14 protein-coding genes and 1 pseudogene are annotated in these 14066 nt (G+C 69.8%); 9 read left to right on the top strand and 6 right to left on the bottom strand.

Annotation, left to right across the window (positions count from 1 at the left end):
* Positions 1-88 precede the first annotated feature (88 nt).
* The gene (locus AC0KTM_RS22210; protein ID WP_238956956.1) at positions 89-772 is read left to right on the top strand and encodes a PAS and ANTAR domain-containing protein; all 684 of its coding nucleotides are present in this window, start codon (positions 89-91) and stop codon (positions 770-772) included.
* A gap of 48 nt (positions 773-820) precedes the next feature.
* Here AC0KTM_RS22210 and AC0KTM_RS22205 read toward each other — a convergent pair whose 3' ends face one another.
* Entirely contained in the window at positions 821-1096 is a 276-nt protein-coding gene (locus tag AC0KTM_RS22205) for a hypothetical protein (protein ID WP_225328419.1), read from the bottom strand.
* Positions 1097-1159: 63 nt separating this feature from the next.
* Here AC0KTM_RS22205 and AC0KTM_RS22200 point away from each other — a divergent pair.
* Positions 1160-1237 (top strand): annotated as a pseudogene (locus AC0KTM_RS22200) (hypothetical protein); the annotation flags it as partial.
* On the opposite strand, the gene AC0KTM_RS22195 reads toward AC0KTM_RS22200, so the two are convergent.
* The 5 genes from AC0KTM_RS22195 to AC0KTM_RS22175 all read right to left on the bottom strand — a co-directional run bounded on the left by AC0KTM_RS22195 (position 1218) and on the right by AC0KTM_RS22175 (position 8679).
* A complete protein-coding gene (locus AC0KTM_RS22195; protein WP_238956955.1) occupies positions 1218-5648 on the bottom strand; it encodes a cation-translocating P-type ATPase in 4431 nt (1476 codons plus the stop codon). The pseudogene AC0KTM_RS22200 and the gene AC0KTM_RS22195 overlap by 20 nt on opposite strands.
* A 33-nt stretch (positions 5649-5681) precedes the next feature.
* Positions 5682-6155, bottom strand: coding sequence for a hypothetical protein (locus AC0KTM_RS22190; RefSeq protein ID WP_225328434.1), 474 nt, complete (start codon positions 6153-6155; stop codon positions 5682-5684).
* A gap of 127 nt (positions 6156-6282) precedes the next feature.
* Positions 6283-7089, bottom strand: a complete 807-nt coding sequence (locus AC0KTM_RS22185; RefSeq protein ID WP_225328433.1) for an exodeoxyribonuclease III — start codon at positions 7087-7089, stop codon at positions 6283-6285.
* Positions 7090-7189: 100 nt separating this feature from the next.
* Entirely contained in the window at positions 7190-8086 is an 897-nt protein-coding gene (locus AC0KTM_RS22180; protein ID WP_238956954.1) for an N-acetylglutamate synthase, CG3035 family, read from the bottom strand.
* Positions 8086-8679 carry a peptide deformylase gene (locus AC0KTM_RS22175; RefSeq protein WP_238956953.1) on the bottom strand — a complete coding sequence of 198 codons (594 nt, stop codon included), beginning with the start codon at positions 8677-8679 and terminating at the stop codon, positions 8086-8088. Before AC0KTM_RS22175 ends, AC0KTM_RS22180 begins: the two co-directional genes overlap by 1 nt.
* Before the next feature lie 203 nt (positions 8680-8882).
* Between AC0KTM_RS22175 and AC0KTM_RS22170 the strand changes: the two genes are divergently transcribed.
* From AC0KTM_RS22170 to AC0KTM_RS22140, 7 genes are all read left to right on the top strand, one after another.
* On the top strand, positions 8883-9191 hold the full coding sequence (locus AC0KTM_RS22170; protein ID WP_007768412.1) for a DUF3263 domain-containing protein: 309 nt from the start codon (positions 8883-8885) through the stop codon (positions 9189-9191).
* 19 nt (positions 9192-9210) lie between these two features.
* On the top strand, positions 9211-9684 hold the full coding sequence (locus tag AC0KTM_RS22165) for a LytR C-terminal domain-containing protein (RefSeq protein WP_238956952.1): 474 nt from the start codon (positions 9211-9213) through the stop codon (positions 9682-9684).
* 77 nt (positions 9685-9761) lie between these two features.
* On the top strand, positions 9762-10445 hold the full coding sequence (sodC, locus tag AC0KTM_RS22160; protein WP_238956951.1) for a superoxide dismutase[Cu-Zn]: 684 nt from the start codon (positions 9762-9764) through the stop codon (positions 10443-10445).
* Positions 10435-11565, top strand: a complete 1131-nt coding sequence (locus tag AC0KTM_RS22155) for a glutamate--cysteine ligase (RefSeq protein WP_238956950.1) — start codon at positions 10435-10437, stop codon at positions 11563-11565. Before sodC ends, AC0KTM_RS22155 begins: the two co-directional genes overlap by 11 nt.
* On the top strand, positions 11565-12203 hold the full coding sequence (locus tag AC0KTM_RS22150; RefSeq protein WP_238956949.1) for an LON peptidase substrate-binding domain-containing protein: 639 nt from the start codon (positions 11565-11567) through the stop codon (positions 12201-12203). The genes AC0KTM_RS22155 and AC0KTM_RS22150 overlap by 1 nt, the downstream gene beginning before the upstream one ends.
* A gap of 22 nt (positions 12204-12225) precedes the next feature.
* Positions 12226-13248, top strand: coding sequence for a TIGR03617 family F420-dependent LLM class oxidoreductase (locus tag AC0KTM_RS22145; protein WP_238956948.1), 1023 nt, complete (start codon positions 12226-12228; stop codon positions 13246-13248).
* Positions 13245-14063: an enoyl-CoA hydratase-related protein gene (locus tag AC0KTM_RS22140; RefSeq protein WP_238956947.1), complete on the top strand. Its 819-nt coding sequence runs from the start codon at positions 13245-13247 to the stop codon at positions 14061-14063. Before AC0KTM_RS22145 ends, AC0KTM_RS22140 begins: the two co-directional genes overlap by 4 nt.
* Positions 14064-14066 lie beyond the last annotated feature (3 nt).

The raw sequence follows: 14066 nt of genomic DNA, 5'->3' as shown, positions 1-14066 counted from the left end.
GTTACCCCCACCCCGGACCGCATGGCAGGGCGACGGCCCTTCTTCCGGGGCGGTAGCCGAGGACGTCCCCGAGTGGAAGGATGCAAACGTGCAAGCTGGAGAGCCGTCCACCAACGGCGAGGGCGCGCGATCCGGTGGGCCGGGCGAATACCTGAATATCGGCACCTTCCGGTTCTGGTTCGTGGGCCAACGCTGGGAATGGTCCGACGAGGTGGCCCGCATGCACGGCTATGAACCGCAGGACGTGGAGCCGACGACTCAACTGTTGTTGTCGCACAAGCATCCCGAGGACCGCGCGCATGTCCAGGAGTTGCTGGACTACGCCCTGCGGTCGGAAGGGTCGTTCTCGAGCCGGCACCGATTCCTCGACACCGCGGGCACGGTGCACGACGCGATCGTCGTCGCCGACCGCATGGTGGACGAGTCGGGCGCCGTGCTGGGCACCGAGGGCTATTACATCGACCTCACCGACACGCTCGACGAGGCCCGGCAAGAGGTGCTCGACGAGGCGCTGCCGGATCTGGTCGAGAGCCGCGCGGCCATCGAACAGGCCAAAGGCGTGCTGATGTCCGTCTACCGGATCAGCGCGCAACAGGCCTTCCGCGTGCTGCAGTGGCGCTCGCAAGACACCAACGTGAAACTGCGTGCGCTGGCCAAGCAGCTGCTCGACGAGATGGCCACCCTGCCGGCGCCGCCGGGCGCGATGCAAAGCCAGTTCGATCATTTGCTGCTGACCGTGCACGAAAGGATTTCGCCCGAGCCCGCTGACTAGGATCTCGACGTCGGCGAAAGGCACGAACTTGTCGGCGGCGTTACGAGGCTAGACCTCCTCCATCGCCTCGCCGAGCTCCTCGAGGAGCTTGTTGTGGTGATTGCTCGCCAGCAGGTGTCCGGCGGCGATCACCACGGCCACCGGCCAGTCGATGAGTTCGAGGGCCGCCAGGGCGGCCAGCCCCCCGAAGTAGGCCAGCTGCTCGGGCCGGGGGATCTCCACCTGGCCGATCGCCGGCAGGTTCACCACAAAGGTTTCGCCCTCGCGGATCTTGTCCACCGCATCGCGCTGGGACGTCTCGCGCCGCGACTTCTTTTCCGCCATCATTTGCCTTTCAGTAACGAAGGGTTTCCCGCCTCGCCGGTTCGCGCGTACAACGTCGGACCTATGTCGACGATGACCGACACCGGGGGCGATCCGCTAGTTTCGTCGATTGCTTCGGTGCTCAGGGTGCCGTTACTGGAACTCTATGCGCTGTTGTGGCGCGTCGGGGTGGTCGAGATTCGAAACCCTGAGCGGGAGGCTCGGCGAGATCCGCCGGCGGCTCGGGGTCTGATTTGTCCGGACCCGTCAGCGCACGCGACAGCACGCCGGTCGCGACCGTCGCCACCGCGGCGGCGCCCAGGCCCTGGGCCCAGCCGAACGGTCCGAGCGGCGTACACCCGAGCAGCTGGCTGACGCCCGGCGTGCTGATCAGGACCCCCACCAGCCCGAGCGAACCGAGCGCGGTGAGCACCACCAGCGGGGCCTGAGACTCGACCAGCGTCTGGCCCAGTTCGGTCCCCACCAGCGCGACCAGCGCGACGGTCGAGGCGCGTTGCGGACTACTCAGCGGACCGGTCAGGCCCGCCATCGCCCACGCGGCCGTCGTCGCCGCCGCCGTGGTGACGCCGCGAATGGCGACCGCCTGCCACAACGCGGCCTGATCCGCGCCGCGCAACCGCGGGTCGATCGGGCCGCTGGGCTTACTGACCGCGAGCGCGGCGGCCGGCAGCGCGTCGGTCATCGTGTTGACCAGCAGCAGCTGGCGCGTGTTCAGGGGCGACGTGCCGGTGATCGCGCTGCCGATGATCGCGAAGATCACCTCGCCGGCGTTGCCGCCGAGCAGCACCGACACCGCCGCCTGCACCCGCCGCCACAGCTGGTGGCCTTCCCGGATGGCCTCCATGAGCGCGTCGATCCGGCCGTCGACCAGCACCACGTCGGCGACCAGGTGCGCCGGATCGCTGCCATGGGCGACCACGCCGATGCCGACCGTGGCGGCCCGGATGGCGGCCGCGTCGTTGGCCCCGTCGCCGACCATCGCCGTCCGCACGTCCGCGTTCTCGAGCGCTTGGACAACCTGAACCTTGTTCTCCGGCGTCATGCGGGCGAAGATCACCCGCTCCGCCGCGACGCGCTCCTGGTCCTTGCGCGACAAGGCCTCCCATTCGGCGCCGCTGATGACCTGATCGGCGGTCACGTTGAGCCCCAGCTCGGCGGCGATGGCCTTGGCGGTGATCGGATGGTCACCGGTGATCAGCTTCACGCCCACCCCGAGGCCGCCGAGGTCGGCGAGCAATTTCGCGGCCTCGGCGCGCGGGGTGTCGGACAGGCCGAGGAAGCCGGTCAACGTCAGCCCGCTGGTGCAGTACTCGGCGATGTCATCGGGGTTTTCCGCGATCGCCCGGGCCTGTTGGGCGGTCAGCTCGCGGCGCGCCACCGCGATGACGCGCAGGCCGCCGGCGGCGAGTTCGGCGACCGTGCCTTCCATCGCGCCGCTCTCCCCGCAGGCGGCCAGGACCACTTCGGGCGCGCCCTTGACGGTCAGCTCGGTGCCGGTCACCGAGGCGGAGAACGACCTGCCGGAGCGGAACGGCAGGTGCGCGGTCGGCGGTGTGGACGGCGAGCCGTCGACGTCCGCACCGGCCTCGACGATGGCGACATCGGTGGCGTGCACCTGGGTGGCGCCGTTCGTCACCGGTGCGGCGTGCACGGCGCAGCGCAGCACCTCCTCGCGCGAGTACCCGGCCGCGGGATGGACCTGCGAGACGCGGAGGCGGTTTTCGCTGAGCGTCCCGGTCTTGTCGAAGCACACCACCTCGATGCGGCCGAGCGCCTCCACCGAGCGCGGAACCCGCACCAGCGCACCGAATTTCGTCAGCCGTCGCGCCGACGACGCCTGGGCCAGCGTGGCCACCAGCGGCATTCCCTCGGGAACCGCGGCGACCGCGATGGCGATGGCGCTGCCCACCGCGTGCTGCAGGGGGAGGCGGCGCAACAGCCCGAGCGCACCGACCAGCGCGCCGCCGGTGATGCTCACCGGAAGTGCCTTGGTGGTGAGCTGGCCGAGTTGGTGCTGCAGGCCGATGTCGGAGGACAGCTCGCCCGAGATGAGGTCGGCGGCGCGGCGCTGCTGGGTGTCGGGCCCGACCGCGGTCACCAGCGCCACCGCGGTGCCCGCCACCACGGTGGTCCCGGCGAACACCATGCAGCGCCGCTCGGCGAGCGGCGCCCCGGGCGTCGCCTCGACCTGCTTTTCCACCGACAGCGATTCGCCGGTGAGGCTCGACTCGTCGACCTCGACGTCGACCTCTTCGATGACGCGGGCGTCGGCGGGCACCACCTCATGGGTGCGCACCTCGATGACGTCGCCGGGCCGCAGTCGCGCGGCGTCGACGAGCGTGTACGTCCGCGCGCCGTCCGGGCCGGTGACGACCTTTCGGGCGGGCGGAGTCTGTTGGGCCAGTAGGTAACTCAACCGCTTCTCGGCGCGCAGCCGCTGCGCGGCGGCCAGTATCGAGTTTCCGGTCAACACGGTCCCGACCAACATCGCATCGACCGGCGAGCCGAGCACCGCGCTGGCCGCCGAGCCGAGCGCCATCACCGGCGTCAGCGGGTCGGACAATTCGGCGCGCACCGCCTTGGCGAGCTGCCAGACCGCCTGCGCGGGCGTCTCCGCCAGCCGCAGGGCGGCGGGGGTGTCTCGCTCCGTCGGGACGGGCGGCGCGGAATCCTGCGCGGGCAAGGTGTTTCGGACCTGCTCGACCGACATCGCATGCCATTCGTGCGTGGCCGCCGGCCGCGGGGTGTCCGCGCCCAGGACCCCGCGGGCGAGCAGATACCCCGAGAGCAGACCGGCCGCCGCGCCGACGTTCACCGTTTCGGATCCGAGGTTGCCCCGCACACCCGGGATCATGAACAGCGACCCCATCGCGGTCGCGCCCGCCGAAATCCCGATGCCGCGCTGGATCGCGGCGTTGGCCGCGGGCAGCGCGTGCACCACCCGCCAGACGGCCGCCAGGTCCGGCAACAGCAGATCGGCGTTCCACAGCGGGGCGCCGCCGCGCGCGGGCAGCACGCCCAGCGCCAGGTGTGCCAACGAAATGGCTTGTGCCGCAGACGATGACAGCACGGCCACCGTGCGGCCGGCCTCCTGCAGGTCGCCCACCGCGGCGGCCAGCGCGTCGTCGATGGATTTGTCGGTCCCGCTCTTCAGCGGCCGGACGTCGTCGAACGCCGGTCGCAACTCGTCGAGCGACTCGTGGTCGACCGACACCAGTTGCGCCCCGGCGCGGTTGGCCTCGCCGACCACGGCTGAGGCCAGCGGATCGTGGGCGGGCAGGAACAACGCCTCGACCGGCGCGTCGGGCCGCCTGCCCGAAATCCCGGGCACCTTGCGCCAGCCGGGGCGCAGGCCGCTGTTCTCCAGCATGAGCTGGGCGCGACTCCACGCCGCGGGCAGCTCGCTGTCGTCCGCGCCGCGGATGCGGGCCACCCGCAACGTGTCGGTACACAACACGCGGGGGTCGATGACGATCGTGTCGACCTTGTTCAGCCGGCGCAGGCTTTCCGGCCGCAACGGCAACACCGAGTGTCGCTCGGCCAGGCCGCGGCCCAGCGTCGCCGCGAACGCCTCGGGGGTGGTCCGGTTGGCTTTGGGGGTGGTCACCTGCACCGCGGTGGCGGCCATGTTCAGGTTGCGGGTGCCGGCGCCGATCGCGCCGGCGCTGAGCGCCTGGAGGAGGGCGAAACGATTGGGAGCACGTTCCATGCCCCTCGACGGCTGCGGCCGCGGCGACCGGGGGGTCAGCGGTTGGTCGGCGTGGCGCGCCAGCTCGGGTTCATGCTGCTCCCACGCTCGCGCCTCGGCACGGCACTCGGCGACCTTCAGCGACTGCATCGTCAGCCCCAGCGACAGCGACGTCGGCGACTGGGAAAGCGTCTGACTGGTCGCCTGAACCAGCGTCATCACGGTGTCGGTGGCGGGGCCGCCGATCCGGTCTTCGAGCCGGCGGCGCAGCCAGGGCTGATAGTCGAAGAACGTGATGCTCGCGGCGATGGTGACCGGCAGCCGGGGCAACCGCGTCGCCCGGCCGAAGAGCGCCACGCCCAACCCGGCGGCATTGGCGGCCACGGTGAGCGCCCTGGTCGCCAGCACCAGGCCGTCGCCTGGCAGGCTCGCCGACGTTGTCACGGTTTGGTCGGCGTCGTATGTTGGCGCACAACGGTTTTCGGATTCCTCGACGATGCGGCAGAGGTCGCTCAGCGAAGTGTCCGGGTCGTCGAGGTCCACGACCACCCGCGACAGGGGATGATTCAGCTTTGCTGAAGCCACGCCGGGATGGGCCAGGATCGCCTCGAGCACGGCCGGGCCGAGTCGGCCGTCGGGCGCGCCGGACAGGCCGCGCACTTCGATCCACGCGCGGCCGTTGCCGCGCCAGCAATGCCGGCGCAACGTGGCGCGGGAGAGTTCGCCGGAGAGCACCTTGGCTCCCTCGCGCAAGGGGATCGTCGCGACTTCGATACCGGTTTCGATGCCGGCTCGCGCCAGTCCGGTTGTCGCCTGTAGGCCCGCAGAAATCATTCGCGACGGCAACGACCGTCGCAGAGACATTGTGATACTCAAGAGTTCAGTAAGGATTCCGTGTCAGTTGGTGCTGCGCAGCGTGGCGCTGCCGGCGCGGCGGCCGGTGGCCTTCTTGGCCGGTTTTCTGGCGGCCGCCCGTTTGGTGGGGGCCTTTTGCGGCGGCGATTTTTGCGTCTGGGGCGCGGGTTCGGGCTTGGTCGGCACCGTCGTCAGCTTTGCCCTGGCCGGCGGGGCCGACTCCTTCTGTTGGCGGGCGATGCGCTGCAACACCAGCGCGCCGCCGCCGACCGCCAGCAGCACCGGCCACTCGATCAGGCCGATGGCGCCGAGCGCTCCCAGGCCCACCGCGGCGGCCGTCGTCGATTTGCTGCCCTTGCTGATGCCCTGCTGAATGCCGTCCGCGGCGCCCTTGATGCCGCCGACGACACCGTTCACCGCCGCGCCGCCGACCGCGCCGGCGGTGGAGGTGGTGACCGATGCCGCACGATTCAGTGTTCGCCCCACGCTGCGAACCGCTCCGTCGACGACACCCATGTTGACTCCCTGGCCCAATTTCGTATTCATGCAATTCGCGTTCGCTGTTTTCATGTATACCGTGGATCGCACAGTAGAGGGGATCTACGGAATTGCGCTGCCAGTTAGCCTACGCCGGGTCGCAGCGTCAGTCGACGCGCACATCGACGAGCACGGGCGCGTGATCGCTCGCGGCTTTTCCCTTGCGTTCCTCGCGGTCGATCCGCGCGTCGGTCACGCGACTCGCCAATGCCGGTGAGCCCAGGATGAAGTCGATGCGCATGCCCTGCCGCTTCGGGAATCGTAGCCGGGTGTAGTCCCAATACGTGTAGACGCCGGGCCCCGGCGCGAAAGGCCGTACGACGTCGGTGAATTGCGCCTCGACGATGGCGTTGAACGCGCGGCGCTCCGGCGCGGAGACGTGGGTGGCGCCGGCATAGAACTCCATGCTCCACACGTCGTCGTCCTGCGGGGCGATATTCCAGTCGCCGGCCAGCGCGATCGCGGCGGCGGGATCGTCGCGTAGCCACCGTTGCGCCGAATCACGCAGGGCAGCAAGCCAATCGAGCTTATAGGCGTAGTGGGGATCGCCCAGCGCGCGGCCGTTGGGAACGTAGAGGCTCCACAGCCGCACGCCGCCGCAGGTGGCGGCGAGGGCGCGGGCCTCCGCGACGGCGGCGACCTCCGGCTTGCCGCTCCAGGTCGGCTGGCCGTCGAATCCGATCTGCACGTCGTCGAGGCCGACGCGTGAGACGATCGCCACGCCGTTCCACTGGTTGAAACCGACATGGGCGACCTCGTAGCCGAGTTCGAAGAACGGCAGGGTCGGGAACTGGCTGTCGGAGCATTTGGTCTCCTGCATGGCCAGCACGTCGACGTCGGCGCGGGCCAGCCAGTCGACGACGCGGGGCAGGCGGGAGCGGATCGAATTCACGTTCCAGGTGGCAAGCCGCAGGCGCGGCGATCGCAAGGGCGGCGAAGCCGGGCGCAGCGGGTCGCCGCCATCGACCAGGTCGCCGTCATCAACCGCATCGGGCATGGGATCAGACGGTATCTCAGGTGCCCCGTCGGACCGGGAAGTAGCGGCGGTGATGGTGCAACCGGAAACCCAGCCACCCGGTGTCGGCCTCGGCGTCGGGGACGGCGACGTAGCCGCGCGTCGCGCCGCGACCGGCGCCCCACACCAGCAGCGCTTCGCACACGGCCGTTGCGGCCCGGTCGTCGTCGCCGCGGATCGCCGACAGCCCGACCCAGCGCGCGCCGTCGGGCGCATCGGTCATCGCGGCACGCGCGACCGCCGCGCCGTCCAGGGTCCCGAACATGAGTTCGCCGTCGCTGATCGCGGTGAGCACGTCGACGTCGACGTCGCGCCCGTATGCCCGCAGCCAGGCGTCGTCCGGGCGCGCCGACAGGGCGACGGACGCGTCGGGTTCGCGCGCCGCCAGGTCGGACACGTCGCGCACCAGGACGCTCTCGGGCTGCTCACCCGTCGAACCGGTCGGCACCGACAACAGGCGATCGGGTATGGCCAGTCGCGGTGACAGGCCGCGGCGCTCATACCAGTCCACGATCGCGGGCACGGAACTCAGGCGGGCCGAAAGGTCCAGCGGCACCGCCGAATTGGCGGTGAGTTCGGTGCCCTTGCCGGTTGGGGGGCCTGCCCGCAGCAGCCACCCCTGAAGCCAGGCGTGCTCGACGCCGGGCCAGGCCATGGCCGCCGCGTGCTCGAGCGCCCGGATATCCGAGGTGCGCACCGGGGCGAAGGTCAGCACCCGCAGCATGACCACATCGGCGGGCGAACATTCGACGACCGCACCCGTTTTCGTCCGCAGCCGCACCACCGGGTCGACCGCCAGCAGGTGTCCCACCGCGTCGGTCAACGGCGGCACCGACCCCTGCGCGCGCCGGTAACGAACCATCACCCGGGTACCCAGGGCCGGCCACGAGATCATCAGTGGCCGAACGGGTCCGGTCCCTCGCCGGGCATCCAGGAGAGGCCGGGAACGCCCCAGTTGTGGGATTTGACGGCCCGTTTCGCGCTGCGGGCGTGCCGGCCGACGAGGCGGTCCAGGTACAGGAACCCGTCCAGGTGCCCGGTCTCGTGTTGCAGCATCCGGGCGAACAGGTCGTTGCCCTCGAGGGTGACCGGGCTGCCGTCGGCGTCGAGCCCGGTGACCCGGGCCCACTTGGCCCGGCCGGTGGGAAAGGACTCGCCGGGGACGGACAGGCAGCCCTCGTCGTCGTTATCCGGGTCGGGCATGGTCTCGGGTACTTCGGAGGTTTCCAGGACCGGGTTGACGACGACGCCGCGCCGGCGCTCGGTGCGCCCTCGTTCGTCGGCGCAGTCGTAGACGAAGACCCGCAAGCCGACCCCGATCTGGTTGGCCGCCAGCCCCACCCCGTGCGCGGCGTCCATGGTGTCGTACAGGTCGGCGATCAACGCGGACAGCTCCGCGGGCAGCGAACCGTCGGCAGCGACGGGCACCGGTTTCGTCGGGGTATGCAGGACGGGATCTCCCACAATGCGGATCGGAACGACTGCCATGGTCGGCTAAGCTACCGCACGCCCGTGGGCTGTTCAGCCGCCGATCTTCGGGGGTGGGCAATTCGGTCAATCGGCCGACTCGCGGGTCTGGATGACGGCTTGAGGGTTTGGGGCGTGTTTCAATATTCGCCGAAAGACGCGCTTAGCTAAGTCAAGTCATTCGAGCAGTTCGGAATTCGCCGAAAGGGTCCAGGGGAATCAATATGGACAGCGCCATGGCGCGGGCAAATCGATCGGGGGACGATTCTGAGATCGCCGATGGCCTTACCCGCCGCGAGCACGACATCCTGGCCTTCGAACGCCAGTGGTGGAAGTTCGCCGGTGTGAAGGAAGACGCCATCAAGGAGTTGTTCTCGATGTCGGCGACGCGGTACTACCAGGTGCTCAACGCGCTCGTGGACCGGCCTGAGGCGCTGGCGGCCGACCCGATGCTGGTGAAACGGCTGCGCCGGCTGCGCGCCAGCAGGCAGAAGGCACGTGCGGCGCGGCGTCTCGGCTTCGAGGTGACCTGACTCGTTACAGTAGGGCTCGATGAAAGAACGAGTTCCCGACTCCACTGGGCTGCCCCTCCGGGCGATGGTGATGGTGCTGTTGTTCCTCGGCGTCATTTTCCTGCTGCTCGGTTGGCAGGCCCTCGGCACCTCCGGGAGCTCTGACGACGATTCGGCGTCGCCGGTACCCAGTTCGACCGCCACCACGTCCGCCACGTCGACGAGCAGCAAGCCGGCGGCCGCCCAGGCCGACGTGCAGGTCTACAACATCTCCTCGAAAGAGGGCGTCGCCGCGCGCACCCGAGACCAGCTGACGTCCGCCGGATTCAAGGTCACCAAGGTCGACAACATGGCCGTGCCCGACGTCTCGTCCACCACGGTCTACTACACCGACGCCGACGACGAGCGCGCCACCGCCGACGCGGTCGGCAAGAACCTGGGCGCGCCCGTCGAACCGCGAATTCCCGCGCTGAGCTCAGAGCCGCCGGGTGTCATCGTCCTCGTCGCGGGCTGAGTACGCGCCGGGTTTGATTGCCCGCCTCCTCAGCGAGCCGTTCCGGCTCGCATCGTCACCGGGCTAGGCTGCTGGCTATGCCGAAGCTGCCTCCCCCTCTGGTTCTGGCCGGATGTGTCGCGCTGCTGGGTGCCTGTTCGTCGCCCGAGCACGCCGCGTCGGTTCCGGGCACCACGCCCGCGATCTGGACCGGGTCGCCGTCGCCGTCGGGCGCCAAAGGCGCGGAGGCCAGGCCCGCGGAGGTGCCGACCGTCACCACGCATCTGAAGGCGCCGGACGGCACCCAGGTCGCGATCGCGAAATTCGAATTCAACAACGGCTACGCGACGGTCACCATCGAGACGACCGCCAACGGTGTGCTCGCGCCCGGCTTTCACGGCGTGCACATCCACAAGGTGGGCAAGTGTGAGCCCAACTCCGTCGCCCCGAACGGCGGTGCGCCCGGGGACTTCCTGTCCGCGGGTGGCCACTTCCAGGTTCCCGGACACGCCGCCGAACCCGCCAGCGGAGACCTGACCTCGCTGCAGGTCCGCAAGGACGGCTCCGGGACATTGGTGACCACCACCGACGCGTTCGCCATGGAGGACCTGCTCACCGGGCAGAAGACCGTGATCATCATTCACGCCGGCGCGGACAACTTCGCCAACATCCCGGCGGAGCGCTACAACCAGACCAACGGAACACCGGGCCCGGACGACATGACGATGAGCACCGGTGACGCCGGCAAGCGGGTGGCCTGCGGTGTCATCGGTGCCGGCTAGAAGGCGTGACGCGCGCATCGATTTCGCCCGGTCGTCGCGGCCGACCATCGGGGTGGAGTGGGAGTTCGCGCTCGTCGACGCGCAGACCCGCGACCTGAGCAACGAGGCCACCGCGGTGATCGCCGAGATCGGCGAAAACCCGCGCGTGCACAAGGAATTGCTACGCAACACCGTCGAAGTGGTCACCGGCATCTGCCAGTCCGCCGGCGAGGCGATGGAAGACCTGCGCCAAACCCTCGGCCCCGCGCGCCGCATCGTGCGGGATCGGGGCATGGAGCTGTTCTGCGCCGGCGCACATCCGTTCGCGCAGTGGACCACCCAGAAGCTCACCGCCGGCGCGCGCTATGCCGAGCTGATCAAGCGCACCCAGTGGTGGGGACGGCAGATGCTGATCTGGGGTGTGCACGTGCACGTCGGGATTTCCTCGCCGAACAAGGTGATGCCGATCATGACGTCGCTGCTGAACTACTACCCGCACCTGTTGGCGCTGTCGGCGTCCTCACCGTGGTGGACCGGCGTGGACACCGGCTACGCCAGCAACCGGGCCATGATGTTTCAGCAGCTGCCCACCGCCGGGCTGCCGTTCCAGTTCCAGACCTGGTCGGAGTTCGAGGGGTTCGTCTACGACCAGAAGAAGACCGGCATCATCGACCACGTCGACGAAGTCCGTTGGGACATCAGGCCTTCCCCGCACCTGGGCACCATCGAGATGCGGATCTGCGACGGCGTGTCCAACCTGCGGGAGCTGGGCGCGCTGGTCGCGCTAACCCATTGCCTGGTGGTCGATTTGGACCGCAGGCTCGAAGCCGACGAGTCGTTGCCCAGCATGCCGCCGTGGCACAACCAGGAGAACAAGTGGCGCGCGGCGCGCTACGGCCTGGACGCGGTGATCATCCTGGACGCCGACAGCAACGAGCGGTTGGTCACCGAGGATCTCGATGACGTGCTGACCCGGCTGGAGCCGGTCGCGAAGAAGTTGAACTGCGTCGACGAGCTGACCGCGGTGGCGGAGATCCCCCGGCAGGGCGCCTCCTACCAGCGGCAGCGCCGGGTGGCCGAGGAACACGACGGCGACCTGCGCGCGGTCGTCGACGCGTTGGTGTCCGAGCTGGAGATCTGATGACGGAACCCGTTGAGCTGGCGATGTTTCCGCTCGAGTCGGCGCTGTTGCCCGACCAGGAGCTGCCGCTGCGGATCTTCGAGCCCCGCTACGGCGCGCTGGTGCGGCACTGCATGGCAACCGGCGACCCGTTCGGGGTGGTGCTGATCTCGCGGGGGCGCGAGGTGGGCGGCGGTGATGCGCGTTGCGACGTCGGCGTGATGTCGCGGATCACCGAATGCGTCGACCAGGGCGCGGGCCGGTACGCGCTGCATTGCCGGACCGGGGACCGGATCCGGGTGCGCGAATGGCTGCCCGACGATCCCTACCCGCGGGCGCGGATCACGCCGTGGCCCGACGAACCGGGGCCCGAGGTTTCGCCGGCCCAACTGCTCGACGTCGAAGACCGCGCGGTGGCCTTGTTCGAGCGGATCGCGCAGGCGCGCGGGATCACCCTGCCGGGTCGCGAGGTGCTGTTGGGTCAGCGCGCGGGGCGCCCGGCGGGGGAGCGCCTGTTCGCGTTGGCCTCGCGCATCCCGATCGGCACGGCCGACCGCTACACGGTGCTCGCGGCCCCGACGGCCGCCGAACGCCTCGCCGCGCTGCGCGAAGCTGTCGACGCGATCGCCGAGGTGGTCGAGTTTCAGCTCTCCGAATAATACTGCGCGACAGGAGCATACGATGAAGGTTCACCTCCAGGTGGACGGTTCACCGGCGGGCGCGGCGGCAAGCGCCGCCGACATCGCCGCGACGGGTGCGGATGGCCTGTTCACGTTCGAAGGCCAGCACGATGTCTTCTTCCCGCTGCTCCTCGCCGCCGGCGCGACCGGCCTGGACCTGATGACGAACGTGGCGATCGCCCCGCCGCGCAGCCCGTTGCACCTGGCGCACGCCGCCTACGATCTGCAGTGCTACAGCGGCGGGCGGTTCCGCCTCGGCCTCGGCTCACAGATCAAGGTGCACATCGAAAAGCGTTACGGCAGTAAGTGGGACAGTCCCGCGGCCCGGATGGCCGAGGCCATTGCGGCGATCAAGGCCATCTTCGACGCCTGGGAAGGCCAGGGCCGCTTGGACTTTCGTGGCGAGTTCTACACGCACACCGTGATGGCGCCGAACTTCAACCCCGGCCCCAACCCGTTCGGCCCGCCGCCGGTGCTGCTGGGCGCGCTGGGCCCGGTGATGACCCGCACCGCGGCCGAGGTCGCCGACGGTCTGTTAATGATGCCGTTCAACAGCGCCCGCCACTTCGCCGAACGCACCGTTCCCGCGATCGGCGAGGGGCTGCGCCGTTCGGGGCGGGAGTCCGGCGAGTTCACCATCATCGCCCAGGCCATGGTCGCCGTCGGCCGCGACGAGGCCGATCTGGCGGCCGCGGTCAACGGGGTGGCGACCCTCATCGCGTTCTACGGGTCGACGCCGGCCTACCTGCCCGTGCTGCAGGTCGAGGGCTGGGCCGACGTCCAGCCGGAGCTCAACGCGCTGTCCAAGCAGGGCCGCTTCGCCGAGATGCGCCGGCTGATCAGCGACGAAATGGTGGCCCGGATCGGGATCGTCGGCACGCCCGAGGAATGCGCACAACAGATCGCCGCGCGGTTCGGCCGGCACGCCGGGGAGGTGTGCTGCTACTTCCCCGGCTACACCCCGCGCGACGCCGACATCGCCGACCTGATCGGCGCCGTGCAGCGGGCGCCGGCCCTGCCATGAGCGATGACCTGACGGTCGAAATCGACTCGGGCGTGGCGATACTCACGCTCAACCGGCCCGATCATCTCAACGCCTACACCGCCGAGATGGGCGCGCTGCTGAGCCGGGCTTATCGGGATTGCGACGGCGACGACGACGTGCGGGCCATCGTGGTGACCGGAGCGGGACGCGCTTTCTGCGCCGGCGCGGACTTTTCCACCGCCGCAAGCCCGTTTGACGCGCCCGCCGCCGACGGCACGTTCTCGGCGTCGCCGATCACCCCGGCCGCGTTCGAATTGCGTAAGCCGGTGATCGCCGCGGTCAACGGGCACGCCATCGGAATCGGGCTGACGATCGCGTTGCAGGCCGACATTCGCGTCGTCGCCGAGGACGCCAAATACGGTGTGGTGCAGGTCCGCCGGGGCGTGATCCCCGACTGCATGGCGCACTGGACGCTCACCCAGCTGACCACCCTGGGGGTGGCCGCCGACATCCTGCTCACCGGGCGGACGTTCGGCGGGGCCGAGGCCGTGACGCTCGGGGTCGCCACGCGGGCCCTGCCCGCCGAGCGGGTGCTCGAGCACGCGCTGACGGTGGCCCGCGACATCGCGGTCAACGTGGCGCCGATGTCGGCCGCGCTGTGTAAACGCCTGCTGTGGGACAGCGCGATCCATCACTACACACCGCGGCAGGTCGCCGCGCTGGAAACCCGGTTGCACGAACGGGTGATGGGCGGCGCCGACGCCGGCGAGGGTGTCGCCGCCTTCCTGGAGCGCCGCCCACCGAATTTCACCGCGCGGCTGTCGCGGGATTGGTTGCCGCTTCCCGATCCGTGACCG

This window comes from Mycobacterium sp. NTMscope_Eco_3 (assembly GCF_976985685.1).
The sequence above is the reverse complement of the archived record's forward strand: the minus strand, read 5'-3'. Positions and strand labels throughout refer to the sequence as shown.